This window comes from Xanthobacter sp. 91 (assembly GCF_000702385.1).
In the GTDB taxonomy this organism is placed as follows: domain Bacteria; phylum Pseudomonadota; class Alphaproteobacteria; order Rhizobiales; family Xanthobacteraceae; genus Xanthobacter; species Xanthobacter aminoxidans.
On the sequence record NZ_JNIB01000001.1, the window covers coordinates 3,816,099 to 3,830,924 of the forward strand.

Below are 14,826 nucleotides of genomic sequence, written 5' to 3' on the forward strand. Positions count from 1 at the left end.
CCGCGAAGGGGCCAGCGCAGCAGCAGCCTTAATGCGCATTCATGACGGGCGGATCACGGCCACTTCACCACCGGTGGCATGGAGGAGAGGATCGAATCCACATTGCCGCCCGTGCGGAGGCCGAAGATGGTGCCGCGGTCGTAGAGCAGGTTGAATTCCACGTACCGCCCGCGGCGGATGAGCTGCTCCTCGCGGTCCTCCTCAGTCCACGGTGTCGCCATGTTGGCGCGCACGAGGCGGGGATAGACGTCGAGGAAGGCGAGGCCCACGTCGCGGGTGAAGGCGAGATCGTCCTCCCAGCGGCCGGTGCCGGCGGCGGCGGAATCGAGATAATCGTAGAAGATGCCGCCGATGCCGCGCATCTCGTTGCGATGCTTGAGGAAGAAATAGTCGTCGCACCAAGCCTTGTAGCGGGCATAGTCCGCCACCTTGTGGGCGGTACACGCCGCTTCCATGGCCTTGTGGAAGGCGATGGTGTCTTCATCCTGCTGCGTGCGCCGGCGGGCGAGCACCGGGGTCAGGTCCGCCCCGCCGCCGAACCACGCCTTGGTGGTGACGACAAAGCGCGTGTTCATGTGCACGGCCGGCACGTGCGGGTTCGCCATGTGGGCGATGAGCGAAATGCCCGAGGCCCAGAAGCGCGGGTCCTCCGCCGCGCCGGGGATCTGGGCGCGGAACTCGGGGGCGAACTCCCCGAATACGGTGGAGGTATGCACGCCCACCTTCTCGAACAGCCGCCCGCGCATGAGGGCCATGGTGCCGCCGCCGCCCGGCGCGCCGGTGTGATCGGTGCGCACCCAGGGGGTACGGACGAAGCGGGCAGGGGAGGGGCCGTAGAGCGCGGGATCGGCGGCGTCCTCCAGCGCCTCGAAGGCGGCGATGATGCGGCCCTGCAAGTCCTCGAACCAGGCGCGGGCCTCGGCACGGCGGGCATCGAGGAGCGCGTTGCCGGCCTCGGCGGGGGCGGAAACGGGGGGCACGGGGTTTTCCATGGGCGTTCCGCCTCCGATGTTCTTCTGGCTGGCGGCGCTTCTATCGCCTCCCCGCGGCGGAAGAAAGCTCAGGCGGGCAGGCCGCCGGTCTGCCGCAGCGCCTCGGCGAGGACTATGCCGGCGCTGACAGCGACATTGAGCGAGCGCACGCCCGGCCGCATGGGAATGCGCACGCGCGCATCCGCCGCGGCATGAACCTCGGGCGGCACGCCGGCGGACTCGCGGCCGAACAGGATCACGTCGTCGCTCTGGAAGGGAAAGCCGAACAGCGGCTCGGCACCGGTGGTGGTGAGGAGGACGAGGCGCCGGCCCTCGGCGCGCCGCTCCGCATCGAAGACAGCGAAAGAGGCGTGCCGCCGCCAGACCACCTGGTCGATATAGTCCATCCCCGCGCGCCGGAAGCCGGCGTCGCCCACCGGGAAGCCTGCGGGCTCGATGATATGCACCTCTGCCCCGAGGCAGGCGCCGGTGCGCAGGATGGCACCGGCATTCTGCGCGATGTCCGGGCAATAGAGGGCGATGCGCAGGGTCAAGGAGTGGCTCCGGCGGGGACGCCGCCGGAGCGGGTCGTCAGGTCAGTTGCTGCAGGTCATCTTGTTCCACGTCGAATTGAGCGGGAACAGGGTGAGCGTCAGCTTGGTCGGCGCGGGGACCGAGTTGTAGCTGCTCTGCTCGCACACATCGTCATAAGGGAAGGTATAGGCCTTTCCGTTGAGCGATGCGGCGTGGATGGTCTGGGAATAGAGGTTCTGCGGCAGCCCCTGGTACGGCTTCACAGAGCAGTTCGAGATGCTGTTGGTGCTGTTGATGAAGGTCGAGCGGAGGAACGCCGCCTGCATCCACCGCTGCAGGCTCGGAACCGGCCCCGCATCGCCGCTGGCGAATGTGGGACCATTCTGCCAGAGGTCCTTGGACGTCGGCTTGTTGAAGACCGTCTTGTTGGTGCCCCCCGTGGGCGTCAGCGTGATCTGGGTGGCGGAGGTCGTTCCAGTGTACGGGGTCGTGACGCTCCCGATCTGGTTGTTCAGGGTGAAGCTCTTCCCGGCCTTGGAATAGGTGGCGAGGACCAGGTTGACGTAGCTGTCCCAGTAATTGGTGGGGAATTTGTACCCTGCTTCCATGCCATGGTTGGGGCTGAGCACCTGGGTCGGGCGCCCCTTGCTGTCCGTGATGAGAAGCGTGCTCCATGGCGGGGTGGCGACGAGCGTCTTGACGACCGTTTGCGACGAGTTGGAGTCCGTGAAGCCGGCCGTCACCGTCTGCGACGCGTTCTGCAGGACCATCTTCATGGGGATGCCCAGCGAGTCCACCTGCGTCGTGTTGACGTTGAAATTGTTGTCGGGCCCCCAGGTGTATTCGGCGAAGTCGATCACCGAGGTGTGGTTCTTGCTGGACGTGTTCCAGGGCGCCGGCGAATTGGGCGCCAGAGGGCCGCTGCCGTTGCCCGTCGGCGTGACCGTGAGATAGGAGGGCTGGCAGAAGGAAATATAGATCCGCCCGGAATTCAGGCGCGGAACGTTGAACGTATATGTGCTGGTCGATGCAGTATTGAAGCCATAGTCGGTCGGCGTGTTGTTCTGGGTGTTCAGCGGCTTGGTCTTTCCCGTCGCGTCGCTGACCAAATAGGAGGTCGGGTTGGCCGGGTCCTGGCCATAGACCGTGATGTACATCTTGCCGGTAATGCCGGTGTTGTTGACGATCGTCACCGGGACCGTCTGGGCATGGGCGGCCCCCGCCGCGCCGATGCCGGCCACTGCCGCGAGGCAAGCCAGAATACGTTTCGTCATGAGTTTCTCCCCCGGATCATATGGTTGTGCGGTGCGCAGGGCACACTCGCTTTCGCGGTCCGGGCGGGTGGGGCCGACGCGGGCGGGACGAGGCAGAGTGCGCAAACGGAAAGCACTGCCAAGCTACCGGTCGGCCGAACGTCGCGCAATGCTTGATCTTAGCCATAAGTCGGGCGGCGGGGCCGCTTTATATCCGCCTGCCGACCCCCGAGCGCGACCGGCCGGCGGGCTGCCCGGCGTCGTTCCCCACGTGACCTTGCGCAACGACATGGATCTGTCGCAGTGCAGGACCGCGTGCCGCATCGCCATGATCTGGACAAGATGGGGCTAGGGTGCAATTAGAGGCGCTTGAAATTGGCGGCTCGCAGGTCCGTGCGGCCGCAGCATTGCGCGCGGCCGGCGGTTGCGGGACGTGCGTCGGGACGACAACACTATCGGGGACTGCGCCGTGGCACATACGGAGACGTCGGACACGACGACGCGTCGGGACTTCCTCTACATCGCAACCGGTGCCGTGGGCGCCGTCGGTGCCGCCGCCATGGCGTGGCCCTTCATCTCCCAGCTCCAGCCCGATGCGTCCGTGCTCGCGCTGTCCACCACCGAGGTGGACCTCTCCCCCATCGCTGAAGGCCAGATCGTCACGGTGCAGTGGCGCGGCAAGCCGATCTTCATCTCCCACCGCACGCCGGCGGAGATCAAGTCGGCGGTGGACACCCCCCTGTCTGACCTGAAAGACCCGCAGCCCGATTCGGCGCGTGTGAAGGCCGGCAAGGACCAGTGGCTGGTGGTGATCGGCATCTGCACCCATCTCGGCTGCGTGCCGCTTGGCCACCAGGGCCAGTACAACGGCTGGTTCTGCCCCTGCCACGGCTCGGTGTACGACACCTCCGGCCGCATCCGGCAGGGACCGGCGCCGCTCAATCTCGAATTGCCGCCCTACGCCTTCACCACCGACACCAAGATCGTGATCGGCTGACGCGCGCATCGTCGCCGCTTTCAAAAAGGTTGGACTCATGGAAGGACATTCCACCTACCAGCCCAAGGGGAAGGTCGCGCAGTGGTTCGAGAGCCGCTTGCCGATCGTCGGGCTGATCCATTCCTCGGCCATCGCCTATCCGGTGCCGAAGAATCTCAATTACATGTGGACCTTCGGCGCGATCCTGAGCTTCATGCTCGTCTGCCAGATCGTCTCCGGCGTGGTTCTGGCCATGCACTACGTGGCCTATGCCCCGGTCTCGTTCGCCCGCGTCGAGCACATCATGCGCGACGTGAACTATGGCTGGCTGATCCGCTACATCCACGCCAACGGCGCCTCGATGTTCTTCATCGCGGTGTACATCCACATCTTCCGCGGCATGTACTACGGGTCCTACAAGGCCCCCCGCGAGGTGCTGTGGATCCTCGGCGTCATCATCTATCTCCTCATGATGGCCACCGCCTTCATGGGCTACGTGCTCCCCTGGGGCCAGATGTCGTTCTGGGGCGCCACCGTCATCACGAACCTGTTCTCGGCCATTCCGTGGGTCGGCAACACCATCGTGCAGTGGCTGTGGGGCGGCTATTCGGTGGGTGATCCCACGCTGAACCGCTTCTTCTCGCTGCACTACCTGCTGCCCTTCATGATCGCCGGCGTGGTCGGCCTCCACATCTGGGCGCTCCACCACGTGGGCCAGAACAACCCGGACGGCGTGGACATCAAGAGCGTGGCGAAGGATACGGTGCCCTTCACCCCCTACGCGACGATCAAGGACACGTTCGCGATGGTGGTGTTCCTGATCTTCTTCTCCTGGTTCATCTTCTACATTCCGAACTATCTCGGCCACTCGGACAACTACATCCCGGCCAACCCGCTCGCCACGCCGGCGCATATCGTGCCCGAATGGTACTTCCTGCCGTTCTACGCGATCCTGCGCTCCATCCCGGACAAGCTCGGCGGCGTGCTCGCCATGTTCGCGGCGATCGCGGTGCTGGCCTTCCTGCCCTGGCTCGACACCTCCAAGGTGCGCTCGGCGAAGTATCGTCCGCTGTTCCGCCAGTTCTTCTGGGTGTTCGCGGTGGTGGCGGTCCTCCTCGGTTACATGGGCTCCCAGCCCGCCGAGGGCGGCGCGCTCATCGTCTCGCGCATCCTGACGGCCTACTATTTCATCCACTTCCTCGTCATCCTGCCGCTGCTCGGCCTGTTCGAGCGCCCCAAGCCCGTGCCGGCCTCCATCGCGGATGCCGTGCTCGCGAAGTCGAAGGGCGGAGCGGTGGTGGTCGCCGGGGCGGCCGGTCCCGAGACCAAGTGATCGGCGCGGAGAGAACAGCAATGACCATTCGTAGCTCTCTCTTCGGTGCCGTCGCGGCGGCACTGCTCCTGACGGCGGGCGCCTCCGGCGCCCGTGCCGAGGATGCGCACGCCCAGCCGCGTCCGCATCGCATGTCGTGGTCCTTCGCGGGTCCCTTCGGCATGTATGATCCGGCGCAGCTGCAGCGCGGCTTCAAGGTGTTCAAGGAAGTCTGCGCCGCCTGCCACTCGGCCAACTACCTGTACTTCCGCAACCTCGCCCAGGAAGGCGGCCCGCACTTCACTGAAGCGCAGGCCAAGCAGGTTGCGGGCGAGTACCAGATCACCGACGGCCCCAACGACGCCGGCGACATGTTCCAGCGTCCGGGTCGCCTGTCAGATCACTGGCCGGCGCCGTTCCCGAACGACAACGCCGCCCGCGCCGCCAACGGCGGCGCCCTGCCGCCGGACTTCTCGGTGCTGGCCAAGGCCCGCTCCTACCACGTCGGCTTCCCCGGCTTCATCACCGACGCCTTCATCCAGTATCAGGAGCACGGCGTGGACTACATCCACGCTCTGCTCACTGGCTATGAGGATGCCCCCGCCGGTGTCCATGTGCAGCCGGGTCTGAACTACAACGAGTATTTCCCCGGTCACCAGATCGCCATGCCGAAGCCCCTCAGCGACGGCCAGGTGGAATACACGGACGGCTCGCCCCAGACCGTCGACCAGTATTCCCAGGATGTGGCGGCCTTCATGATGTGGGTGGCAGAGCCGCACCTCGACCAGCGCAAGCGCATCGGGTTTCAGGTCATGATCTTCCTGATCGTGCTCAGCGGCCTGCTCTACTTCACCAAGAAGAAGGTCTGGTCGAACGTGGCGCACTGATCAGGTGCGCTGACCGTAAGTCCGCAGAACGATCAAGGGCCCCGTCAGGGGCCCTTTTTCATGTGGGCTCCCCGCCGATCACGACTGCGCGGCATCGGCGCTTTTGGCCGCTGTGCTGCTTTCCCCCGCGCTGCCGCCGCCTTAGCTTCTCCGCCAAACCGGAGCCTGTCATGACCCCTGCCGATTTCGCCGCCTCCATCCGTACCATCGAGAATTACCCCAAGCCCGGCATCCTGTTTCGCGACATCACCACCCTGCTCGGCGACGCCCGCGCCTTCCGCCGGGCGGTGGACGAGCTGGTGCAGCCCTGGGCCGGCGCGAAGATCGACAAGGTGGCCGGCATCGAGGCGCGGGGCTTCATCCTCGGCGGCGCGGTGGCGCATCAGCTTTCCGCCGGCTTCGTGCCCATCCGCAAGAAGGGCAAGCTGCCCCACCAGACCGTGCGCATGGCCTACGCCCTCGAATACGGCGAGGACGAGATCGAGATGCATGTGGACGCCATCACCCCCGGCCAAAGGGTGCTGCTGGTGGATGACCTGATCGCCACCGGCGGCACTGCCACCGGCGCGGTGAAGCTCCTTCAGACCTGCGGCGCCGTGGTGGAGGCGGCCTGCTTCATCGTCGACCTGCCGGACCTCGGGGGCTCCGAGAAGCTGCGGGGGATGGGCGTGGCGGTCCGTACGCTGGTGGCCTTCGAGGGCCATTGATCCGGGGGAGGACCCGGAAGCCTTCAGATCAGCCGCAGGCCCTTCAGGCTCGCGTGCCCGTCCTTGCCGACAATGATGTGGTCGTGGACCTCGATGCCCAGCGGCTTCGCCACATCGATGATGCGGCGGGTCATGTCGATGTCGGCGCGCGAGGGGGTGGGATCGCCCGAGGGGTGGTTGTGGCAGAGGATGAGCGCGGAGGCGGACACCTCCAGCGCCCGTTTCACCACCTCGCGGGGATAGACCGGCGCGTGGTCCACGGTACCCGTCTGCAGCACCTCGTCGGCGATCAGCTGGTTGCGCTTGTCGAGGAACAGCACCCGCACCTGCTCGCGGTCGGCATAGGCCATGGCGGTGCGGCAATAGTCGATCACCGCGCTCCAGGACGACAGCGCCGGCCGCCGCTTCACCTGCCCCTTGGCGAGGCGCTGGGCGGCCGCCTCCACCACCTTCAGCTCGGTGATGATGGCGTCCTTGACGCCGGGCACCTCGGCCAGCAACTGCACCGGCGCGGCCACCACCTCGGCGAAGGAGCCGAAGCGGTCAACCAGCGCCTTGGCAAGCGGCTTCACATCTCGCCGCGGTACGGCGCGGAACAGCACCAGCTCCAGCAGCTCGTAGTCGGCCAGCGCCTGCGACCCGGCCGAGCGGAAGCGCGCGCGAAGCCGGTCGCGATGCCCGTGAAAGTGGGGCGCCTCGTTCAGGCCGTCTTCCGGCGCTTCGGCCATCCGGCTCCCTCAGGCGGTGATGTAAGGCGGCTTGTGATAGCCCTTGGGGCTCAGGGTGAAGATCTCGACGCCGGTTTCCGTCACGCCAACGGCATGCTCGAACTGCGCGGAGAGCGAGCGGTCCCGCGTCACCGCGGTCCAGCCGTCGGACAGCACCTTCACATGCGGGCGGCCGAGGTTGATCATCGGCTCCACGGTGAAGATCATGCCCGGCACCAGCTTCGGCCCCTCGCCGCGGCGGCCCACATGCACGATATTCGGCTCGTCGTGGAACACCTGCCCAACGCCGTGGCCGCAGAAGTCGCGCACCACGCTCATGTGCTGCGGCTCCACGAACTCCTGGATGGCGGCGCCGATGTCGCCCACATGCGCGCCCGGACGAATGGCGCGGATGCCCCGCATCATCGACTCATAGGTCACGTCCAGCAGCCGCTCCGCCCGGCGCGGAATGGCGCCCACCGGAAACATGCGGCTCGAATCGCCATACCAGCCGTCGAGCACCAGGGTGACATCTACGTTCACGATGTCGCCATCGCGCAGAGGGCGGGCGTTTGGCATGCCGTGGCACACCACGTGGTTCACCGAAGTACAGACCGAGTAGCGGTAGCCGCGGTACATCAGCGTGGCGGGGTAGGCGCCATGGTCCATGGCGAAGTCAAAGATGAGCTGGTCGATGGCGGTGGTGGTCACCCCCGGCCCGATCATTTCCGCCACGGCGTCGAGCGCCTTGGCGGTCAGCGCGCCGGCCCGCCGCATGCCCTCGAAGCCTTCCGGCCCGTAGAGCTTGATATGGCCGGTCTTGCGCAGCGGCGCGTTTGCCGCCTCAACATAGTTCATGACGCTGCCTTCACGGACGACGCGCGGAGCCGTCCTCAATCTCGGAATTCAATCTACACAATTAGTCCTTGCCGGCGTCAAAGCAAGCTTGGTCGTCATCCCGGCCTCGTAGAAGCGCGGCCTTGGGCGGGTTTGCGGCGATTTCGTGCGGCTGGCGGGAGCCGATAAGATCGCCCCATCCGAATCGCGATGAGTGCCATGTCCATCCGCCGCCTACCGCCCGTGCTCATCGACCGCATCGCCGCCGGCGAGGTGGTGGAGCGGCCGGCTGCCGTGGTGAAGGAGCTGGTGGAGAACGCGCTGGACGCCGGCGCGCGCTCCATCGAGGTGGTGATTCAGGGCGGAGGCCGGCGCCTCGTGCGCGTGAGCGACGACGGCTCGGGCATGGGGCCGGACGATCTTGCCTTGTGCGTGGAGCGCCACGCCACGTCCAAGCTGTCCGGCGAGGACCTGCTCGCCATCGCCACCCTCGGCTTTCGCGGCGAGGCGCTGCCCTCCATCGGCGCGGTGGCGCACCTTGCCATCGCCAGCCGTCCGCCGGAGGCCGCCCATGCCTTCGAGGTGCGTGTGGATGGCGGCGTGGTGACGCCGCCCCGGCCGGCGGCGCTCGGGCGCGGAACGCGGGTGGAGGTGCGCGATCTCTTCTACGCGACGCCCGCGCGTCTCAAGTTCCTGAAGTCCGACCGCGCGGAGGGCACGGCCGCGGCGGACGTGGTGCGCCGTCTGGCGCTCGCCCGCCCGGACGTGGCCTTCACCCTCGCCACCGACGAGCGCGCGCCGGTCACGTTTCCCGCGCGAGCGGACGATGAAGCCGGCCGGGCGCAGCGGCTCGCGGATGTGCTGGGCGCCGATGCGGGGCGCAATGTCATCGCCGTCTCCGGCATCCGGGAAGGCGTTCGGCTCGATGGCCTTGCCGGCCTGCCGACCTTTTCCAAGGCCAATTCGTTGAGCCAGTACCTGTTCGTGAACGGCCGTCCCGTGCGCGACAAGCTGCTGATGGGCGCGGTGCGCGCGGCCTATGCGGACCTTCTGCCGTCCGATCGCTATCCCGTGCTGGCGCTGTTCTTCACCCTTGATCCCCGCGACGTGGACGTGAACGTCCATCCCGCCAAGACCGAGGTGCGCTTCCGCGACGGGGGCAATGTGCGGGCGCTCATCGTGCGCACGCTTTCCGATGCGCTCGCCGCCCGCATCCCGTCCACCGCCGCCAGCATGGCGGATCGCCTCGTGGCGTTGGCGCAGACGCCCAGTCTTCCGTCCCGCACCTCTTCGGGCCTTGGGGAGCCGGAGCGCGGCGGCGCCTTCGCCGGCTTCCGCCCGGCGCCACGGCTCGATTACGACTGGCGGCAGTCGCCTACGCGCCCCGAGCCCTTCCGGTCGGGCGAGGAGCAGGTGCGTCTCGAGATCGCCGAGCCTTCGGCCGATGCCCGCGCCGACGCCGCTCCGGTCTCTGCCGTCGATCTCGACCGGCCTCTGGGGGCGGCCCGCGCGCAGCTGCACGAGACCTATATCGTCGCCCAGACCCGCGAGGGGCTGGTCCTCATCGACCAGCACGCGGCCCATGAGCGGCTGGTCTACGAGAAGCTCAAGGCGGCCATGGAGCGGGATGGCGTGGCGCGGCAGGGGCTGCTGATCCCGGCCGTGGTTGATCTCGATCCGGCCGATGCGGATCGACTCACCGAGCGGGCGTCCGACCTCGCCGCTCTGGGGCTCGTCCTGGAGCCCTTCGGACCTGGCGCGGTGCTGGTGCGCGAGGTGCCGGCTCTGCTGAAGGACGCGGACGTGACCCGCCTCGTCACCGACCTCGCCGAGCATGCCGCCGAATGGGACGATGCGCTGCCGCTGGAGCGGCGCCTGCTGCACGTCGCCGCCACCATGGCCTGCCACGGCTCTGTTCGGGCCGGACGACGGCTCAGGGTGGAGGAGATGAACGCCCTGCTGCGGGAGATGGAGCAGACGCCCAACGCCGGCGAGTGCAACCACGGCCGGCCAACCTTCGTCACGCTCTCATTGAAGGACGTGGAGAAGCTGTTCGCGCGGCGGTAGTACGTCCCTCGTGTGGTGCGGATTGTCCACATGTCCGCAACAGCGCTTTTATATCAGAGGTGCGCGTCATGCCCGCTGCAGTTGAGACGCGACGAGCGCGTCGGCAGCGAAGGCCAGAGCTTGGCCCGGACCGTTTTTGCCGCCGAAGGTCTGGCTCATCGCATAAGCGCCTTCGACCAAGAGCAGGAGGCCATCGGCGAGCTGTTGCGGGCTTGGGACTTCCAGCGCCTGGGCAATGCTCAGGAAGCGCTCTCGAAGCGCGGCCTTGGTTGCTGTCGCGACCCTTCGCCCTGGATGTTGAGGATCGGGAAACTCGGCGCAGAAGTTTATGAAGGGACAGCCGCGGTACCCCTCCGAGGTCGTTCGGTCGGAGAGATAGGTCATGATGGCTCGGAGCTGAGCGTGCGGGTCATCTTGGTAGGCGGCAAACATCTCGTCCCAGTTCTCAAGGAAGCTCCGGCTTCGGTCTTCGAGATAGGCGACGACGAGATCGTCCTTCGACGGAAAACTCCGATAGAGACTGATCTTGGTGACACCCGCCTTCTTGACGATGGTTTCAACGCCGACAGCGCGGATTCCTTCCCGATAGAACAGATCCGCCGCGACCGCGAAAATCTTGTCTCGCGCCCGCGGCGCCTTGCGCTCGGGAACCTCAAGTTTACCAGAACGGGGCATCGCATGCCTCCTTGACACTTGACAATGTGACCGACCGGTTCGTATCAAAATTAAACGGTCGGCGCGATCGGCTCAAGTCGCAGACCTGCTCGGTCGCTATCAAGGGGAGTGTTGCAAATGAAGCACTTCGTTGTCGAGGCGAAGTATCTCGTGCCCTTTGAGGACATAAGAGAAACAATACCGCATCATCGTGCCTTCCTTCAGAAAGGCTACGAACTCGGACTGTTTTTGTGTTCTGGGCCTAAAGAACCACCGACAGGTGGGTTTCTGCTCGCGCGCGCAAAATCAAAGGCTGATCTGGAAGCATTCTTCGACAGCGAGCCGTTTCATGTCGCCAAACTTGCGACCTTCACATTCACGGAATTCCAGCCCGTCAAGCGCCAAGGCTGGGCTGAACATTGGTTCAGCGCGGCTACCGGCTCTGCGAGCCAAGCATAGTCAAAGGCAGGCCGTGTGAGGCGGTCCCTCAATGAGCTGGCACCCGTGGGCGGCCAGCTCTTTTTTGGGAGCGATCATTTCCAGCCCGCCCGCCTCAGGCCTTCTTCAGCAGCTTCTGCAGGTCGCGGCGGATCAGTTCGTTGCCGGCCATGATGTGGCCGCGCTCCAGCATCTTCTCGCCATCGTCCATGTCGGAGACATAGCCGCCCGCCTCGCGCACGAGGACGATGCCGGCCGCCATGTCCCAGGGCGAGAGGTTGCGCTCCCAGAAGGCGTCGAAGCGTCCGGCGGCGGTCCAGGCGAGGTCGATGGCGGCGGAGCCGGTGCGGCGGATGCCCGAGACCTGCGGCTGGACGAGTTCAAGCTCGCGGTTGAACTGGGCATGGTCGCCGCGGCCCATGTGGGGCACGCCGCAGCACACGACGCATTCGGCGAGCTTGCGCCGTGCGGCGACACGGATGCGCCGCTCGTTGAGATAGGCGCCCTGGCCGCTCTCGGCCACATAGAGCTCGTCGCTCACCGGATTGTAGACGACGCCCGCCACCGGCACGCCGTTGCGCACCAGCGCCAGCGAGATGGAGAAGATCGGGATGCCGTGCAGGAAGTTGGTGGTGCCGTCGAGGGGGTCCACCACCCACGTGTTGGCGGGGTCGGTGCCTTCCACCGCGCCGCGCTCCTCCATGAGGAAGCCGTAGTTCGGCCGGGCGCGGGACAGCTCGGCGAAGAGGGTGTCCTCGGCCTTGCGGTCGGCGGCAGAGACGAAGTCTCCGGGGCCTTTCATGGAGACCTGAAGCTGCTCCACCTCGCCGAAATCGCGGGCGAGCGTGCGCCCAGCCTTGCGGACAGCCTGGACCATGACGGTGATGAGGGGCGAGCGGATCATGAAGTACCTGACGTGTGGCCGAAAGCCGGCGCGCCCGGCGCCGGGGCAGCGGGCAGGGAAAGCGATTGAACCTGCGTTTGCCTGCCTTGGCTGCCCCCGTCAAGGCGCGTTCAGCCGCGCCCCAACAGAAATGGGAGGTAGCCAGCTAAGCTCAGGACCGCAGCGGAGACCAGGCCGGGTCCGAGCCGTAGCTCGGGGTCGGCAGGCGCTGCTCGTTGTAGCCCGTCACGTCCACGGTATAGAGGGAGGGGCCGGAGGCGCCGCCCGGATCGCGGAAGAACATGAGCACGCGGCCGTTGGGGCAGAAGGTCGGCCCCTCGTTGTGATAACCCTCTGTCAGCACACGCTCTCCCGAGCCATCGGTGCGCATGACGCCGATGGCGAAGCGGCCTTCCGCCTGCCGGGTGTAGGCGATCCAGTCGCCCTTGGGCGACCACACCGGCGTCGAGTAGCGGGCATTGCCGAAGGAGATGCGCTTGGCGCCGGAGCCGTCCGCATTCATCACATAGATCTGCGAGGTACCGCCACGGTCGCTCTCGAAGCAGATCTGCCGCCCGTCCGGCGAATAGCAGGGGGCGGTATCAATGGCCGCCGTGTCGGTCAGGCGGGTGGTGGCGCGCGAGCGCAGGTCCATGACGAAGATGTTCGAGTTGCCGCCCTGCTGAAGGCTCATGATGACCTTCTGGCCGTCCGGCGCGAAGCGGGGCGCGAAGCTCATGCCGGGGAAATTGCCGACGATCTCCCGCTGGCCGGTCTCGATGTTGAGCAGGAACACCTTGGGATCACCCTGCCCGTAGGACATGTAGGTGATTTCCTGGCTGGTGGGCGAGAAGCGCGGGGTCAGCACCAGGCTGTCGCCGCGGGTGAGATAGCTCACATTGGCGCCGTCCTGGTCCATGATGGCGAGGCGCTTGATGCGGCGCTCCTTCGGCCCGCTCTCGTCCACGAAGACGATGCGGGTGTCGAAATAGCCCTTCTCGCCGGTCATCTTCTCATAGATGGCGTCGGCGACGATGTGGGCGATGCGCCGCCAGTTCTCCGGCTGAGCCACGAACTGCTGGGCGGCCAGTTGCTGGCCGGCGAACACGTCCCACAGGCGGAACACCACCTGCACCCGCCCGTCCGCCTGCCGCGTCACACGGCCGGTGAGCAGCGCCTGGGCGTTGATAACACGCCAGTCCTGGAAGCGCGGGGTGTCGGGATTTGTGATCTGCTCGACGAACGCCTTCGGATCGATGGGCGCGAACAGCCCGCAGCGGCGCAGGTCCGAGGTGATGACCCCGGAAATGTTGCGCCCGAGTTCCGGCTCGCCCAGGAGGTCGGTGATGGCGATGGGGATCGGCTTGAAGGCGCCGGGGGTGATCTCGATGCGCGCGGCCTGGGCTTGGGCCGCGCCGAGGCCGCCATGGAGGATCCCCGCGGCGCCGGCGGCCATGCCCGTCATCAGGAAGGCGCGACGGCCAAGGCCCTGCGCGGGCCCGCCCGCCGGCGAGCCGGCGTGACCATCATCGTGTGGGCGCTGGAAGGCTTCCGGGCGTCCGGACCGCGTCATTTTCGTCCTCGTTCTTTCGGGTCACGCCGCGCCCGAGGGGCCGGCGGCGCGTGCCGCCGCGGGCGCCGGCCTGCTATTGGGTGAAGAGCTTGTCGCTGAGGGTGATGCCGAGCGTCTTCCACGAAGAGGCGTATTTCTCGGGTTGGAACATCGTGTAGGGCTGGCACTGGATGATGGCCCGGATGCCGATGCTCGCCACCGCCTGGAAGGCCGGGTTGCCGGCGTTCGCCTGTCCGGGAACGATCCGCGGCTGCGCCGAAAGGGTGCCGTCCTTGTTGAAGAAGATGTCCACGTCGACGGGCGGCGGCGCGGTGAGGTTGCCCGGCATGGTGCCCCAGCACGTCTTCAGGCGGCGCTTGAAGGCGTCGATCTCGTTCACGCTCAGGGTCGCCGCCTGACCGCTCGGCGCGCCGATGGAGGAGGTGTTCGAAATCTCGCCCGCGCTCGCCACCTGCCGGGTGGGGGTGCGCTTGTCGATCAGTTCCTTGATCTGGTCGGTGTTGAACTCGCGCGACTGCGCATTGGCCTCGATGGGCTTGGGCTGCTCACGCGGCGGCGCCGGCTTGCGCGGCGGCAGGGGCGGGGCGGCCTCGGCCTTGGCCTGTTCCTGCGGCTGCTCCTGCTTCTTCGGCTCGTTCTTCAGCGCGACTTCCGCCGTTTCCTTGGGCGGCGGCGCAGGCTCGGCCTTCTGCTGGGTCGGCTGCTCGGCCTTCTGCGGCGGCGGGGGAGGCGGCGGCGGGGGAGGGGTGGTCGCCTCCACCGGCGGCTTCTCGCTGGCCTTGAGCTTGGGATCCTCGATGGGAGTGGGGTCGGCGACCTTCTCGGCCACCTGCTTCGGCTTTTCGGTCTTTTTGCCCGTCAGCGCGCCCCGGGTGAGCTTGGTGTACTCGGAGGAGGTGATGACGTCGACGGGGATGTCCTGCAACGTCGGGTCAAGCGGCTTCGCCCCGGAGAAACTCACCAGGGTCAGGACGAGAACGCCCACATGGAGCGCCGTCGATGCCGCGAGGCTGCTGCGCATGGGATT

At 66.8% G+C, this 14,826-nt stretch carries 15 protein-coding genes; 6 read left to right on the plus strand and 9 right to left on the minus strand.

The genetic code is table 11. From position 1 onward, the window contains the following. Window positions 1-53 precede the first annotated feature (53 nt). The 3 genes from hemF to A37E_RS0117860 all read right to left on the minus strand — a co-directional run bounded on the left by hemF (window position 54) and on the right by A37E_RS0117860 (window position 2,779). Complete coding sequence (gene hemF / locus A37E_RS0117850) at window positions 54-980, minus strand: oxygen-dependent coproporphyrinogen oxidase (protein ID WP_029557860.1); 927 nt, start codon at window positions 978-980, stop codon at window positions 54-56. 80 nt (window positions 981-1,060) lie between these two features. After that, window positions 1,061-1,525: a tRNA (cytidine(34)-2'-O)-methyltransferase gene (locus A37E_RS0117855; protein WP_029557861.1), complete on the minus strand. Its 465-nt coding sequence runs from the start codon at window positions 1,523-1,525 to the stop codon at window positions 1,061-1,063. Window positions 1,526-1,567: 42 nt separating this feature from the next. Then, a complete protein-coding gene (locus A37E_RS0117860; protein WP_029557862.1) occupies window positions 1,568-2,779 on the minus strand; it encodes a beta-1,3-glucanase family protein in 1,212 nt (403 codons plus the stop codon). 448 nt (window positions 2,780-3,227) lie between these two features. Between A37E_RS0117860 and petA the strand changes: the two genes are divergently transcribed. From petA to A37E_RS0117880, 4 genes are all read left to right on the plus strand, one after another. After that, entirely contained in the window at window positions 3,228-3,755 is a 528-nt protein-coding gene (gene petA, locus A37E_RS0117865; protein WP_024279759.1) for a ubiquinol-cytochrome c reductase iron-sulfur subunit, read from the plus strand. Between the two features lie 37 nt (window positions 3,756-3,792). Continuing rightward, window positions 3,793-5,067 (plus strand): cytochrome b/b6, encoded by a 1,275-nt coding sequence (locus tag A37E_RS0117870; RefSeq protein WP_029557863.1) that lies wholly within the window; start codon window positions 3,793-3,795, stop codon window positions 5,065-5,067. 20 nt (window positions 5,068-5,087) lie between these two features. Then, window positions 5,088-5,933 (plus strand): cytochrome c1, encoded by an 846-nt coding sequence (locus A37E_RS0117875; RefSeq protein ID WP_029557864.1) that lies wholly within the window; start codon window positions 5,088-5,090, stop codon window positions 5,931-5,933. 170 nt (window positions 5,934-6,103) lie between these two features. After that, window positions 6,104-6,640 (plus strand): adenine phosphoribosyltransferase, encoded by a 537-nt coding sequence (locus tag A37E_RS0117880; protein ID WP_024279756.1) that lies wholly within the window; start codon window positions 6,104-6,106, stop codon window positions 6,638-6,640. Between the two features lie 23 nt (window positions 6,641-6,663). Here A37E_RS0117880 and radC read toward each other — a convergent pair whose 3' ends face one another. Continuing rightward, a complete protein-coding gene (gene radC, locus A37E_RS0117885) occupies window positions 6,664-7,368 on the minus strand; it encodes a DNA repair protein RadC (protein WP_024279755.1) in 705 nt (234 codons plus the stop codon). A 9-nt stretch (window positions 7,369-7,377) separates the two neighbouring features. Further along, the gene (gene map, locus A37E_RS0117890) at window positions 7,378-8,205 is read right to left on the minus strand and encodes a type I methionyl aminopeptidase (RefSeq protein ID WP_024279754.1); all 828 of its coding nucleotides are present in this window, start codon (window positions 8,203-8,205) and stop codon (window positions 7,378-7,380) included. A 198-nt stretch (window positions 8,206-8,403) separates the two neighbouring features. Here map and mutL point away from each other — a divergent pair, with 198 nt between their 5' ends. Then, the gene (gene mutL / locus A37E_RS0117895) at window positions 8,404-10,251 is read left to right on the plus strand and encodes a DNA mismatch repair endonuclease MutL (protein ID WP_029557865.1); all 1,848 of its coding nucleotides are present in this window, start codon (window positions 8,404-8,406) and stop codon (window positions 10,249-10,251) included. A gap of 66 nt (window positions 10,252-10,317) precedes the next feature. Here the strand turns inward: mutL and A37E_RS0117900 are convergent, their stop codons facing one another. After that, entirely contained in the window at window positions 10,318-10,926 is a 609-nt protein-coding gene (locus A37E_RS0117900) for a TetR/AcrR family transcriptional regulator (RefSeq protein WP_029557866.1), read from the minus strand. A 117-nt stretch (window positions 10,927-11,043) separates the two neighbouring features. On the opposite strand from A37E_RS0117900, the gene A37E_RS26560 reads away from it, so the two are divergent. Next, window positions 11,044-11,364 (plus strand): YciI family protein, encoded by a 321-nt coding sequence (locus tag A37E_RS26560; RefSeq protein WP_081837660.1) that lies wholly within the window; start codon window positions 11,044-11,046, stop codon window positions 11,362-11,364. 94 nt (window positions 11,365-11,458) lie between these two features. On the opposite strand, the gene A37E_RS0117905 is transcribed toward A37E_RS26560, so the two are convergent. The 3 genes from A37E_RS0117905 to A37E_RS0117915 all read right to left on the minus strand — a co-directional run bounded on the left by A37E_RS0117905 (window position 11,459) and on the right by A37E_RS0117915 (window position 14,820). After that, window positions 11,459-12,247, minus strand: a complete 789-nt coding sequence (locus A37E_RS0117905; protein ID WP_024279752.1) for an inositol monophosphatase family protein — start codon at window positions 12,245-12,247, stop codon at window positions 11,459-11,461. Window positions 12,248-12,398: 151 nt separating this feature from the next. Continuing rightward, window positions 12,399-13,691: a Tol-Pal system beta propeller repeat protein TolB gene (gene tolB, locus A37E_RS0117910; RefSeq protein WP_029557867.1), complete on the minus strand. Its 1,293-nt coding sequence runs from the start codon at window positions 13,689-13,691 to the stop codon at window positions 12,399-12,401. A gap of 181 nt (window positions 13,692-13,872) precedes the next feature. After that, window positions 13,873-14,820 carry a hypothetical protein gene (locus tag A37E_RS0117915; RefSeq protein ID WP_024279750.1) on the minus strand — a complete coding sequence of 316 codons (948 nt, stop codon included), beginning with the start codon at window positions 14,818-14,820 and terminating at the stop codon, window positions 13,873-13,875. Between the last annotated feature and the right edge of the window lie 6 nt (window positions 14,821-14,826).

Bases quoted from the DNA above. Each gene is read 5' to 3' on its own strand.
- A37E_RS0117860 (WP_029557862.1), bottom strand. From the start codon at position 2,779: ATGACGAAACGTATTCTGGCTTGCCTCGCGGCAGTGGCCGGCATCGGC.
- A37E_RS0117870 (WP_029557863.1), top strand. From the start codon at position 3,793: ATGGAAGGACATTCCACCTACCAGCCCAAGGGGAAGGTCGCGCAGTGG.
- A37E_RS0117875 (WP_029557864.1), top strand. From the start codon at position 5,088: ATGACCATTCGTAGCTCTCTCTTCGGTGCCGTCGCGGCGGCACTGCTC.
- A37E_RS0117880 (WP_024279756.1), top strand. From the start codon at position 6,104: ATGACCCCTGCCGATTTCGCCGCCTCCATCCGTACCATCGAGAATTAC.
- radC (WP_024279755.1), bottom strand. From the start codon at position 7,368: ATGGCCGAAGCGCCGGAAGACGGCCTGAACGAGGCGCCCCACTTTCAC.
- map (WP_024279754.1), bottom strand. From the start codon at position 8,205: ATGAACTATGTTGAGGCGGCAAACGCGCCGCTGCGCAAGACCGGCCAT.
- mutL (WP_029557865.1), top strand. From the start codon at position 8,404: ATGTCCATCCGCCGCCTACCGCCCGTGCTCATCGACCGCATCGCCGCC.
- A37E_RS0117900 (WP_029557866.1), bottom strand. From the start codon at position 10,926: ATGCCCCGTTCTGGTAAACTTGAGGTTCCCGAGCGCAAGGCGCCGCGG.
- A37E_RS26560 (WP_081837660.1), top strand. From the start codon at position 11,044: ATGAAGCACTTCGTTGTCGAGGCGAAGTATCTCGTGCCCTTTGAGGAC.
- A37E_RS0117905 (WP_024279752.1), bottom strand. From the start codon at position 12,247: ATGATCCGCTCGCCCCTCATCACCGTCATGGTCCAGGCTGTCCGCAAG.
- tolB (WP_029557867.1), bottom strand. From the start codon at position 13,691: ATGACGGGCATGGCCGCCGGCGCCGCGGGGATCCTCCATGGCGGCCTC.
- A37E_RS0117915 (WP_024279750.1), bottom strand. From the start codon at position 14,820: ATGCGCAGCAGCCTCGCGGCATCGACGGCGCTCCATGTGGGCGTTCTC.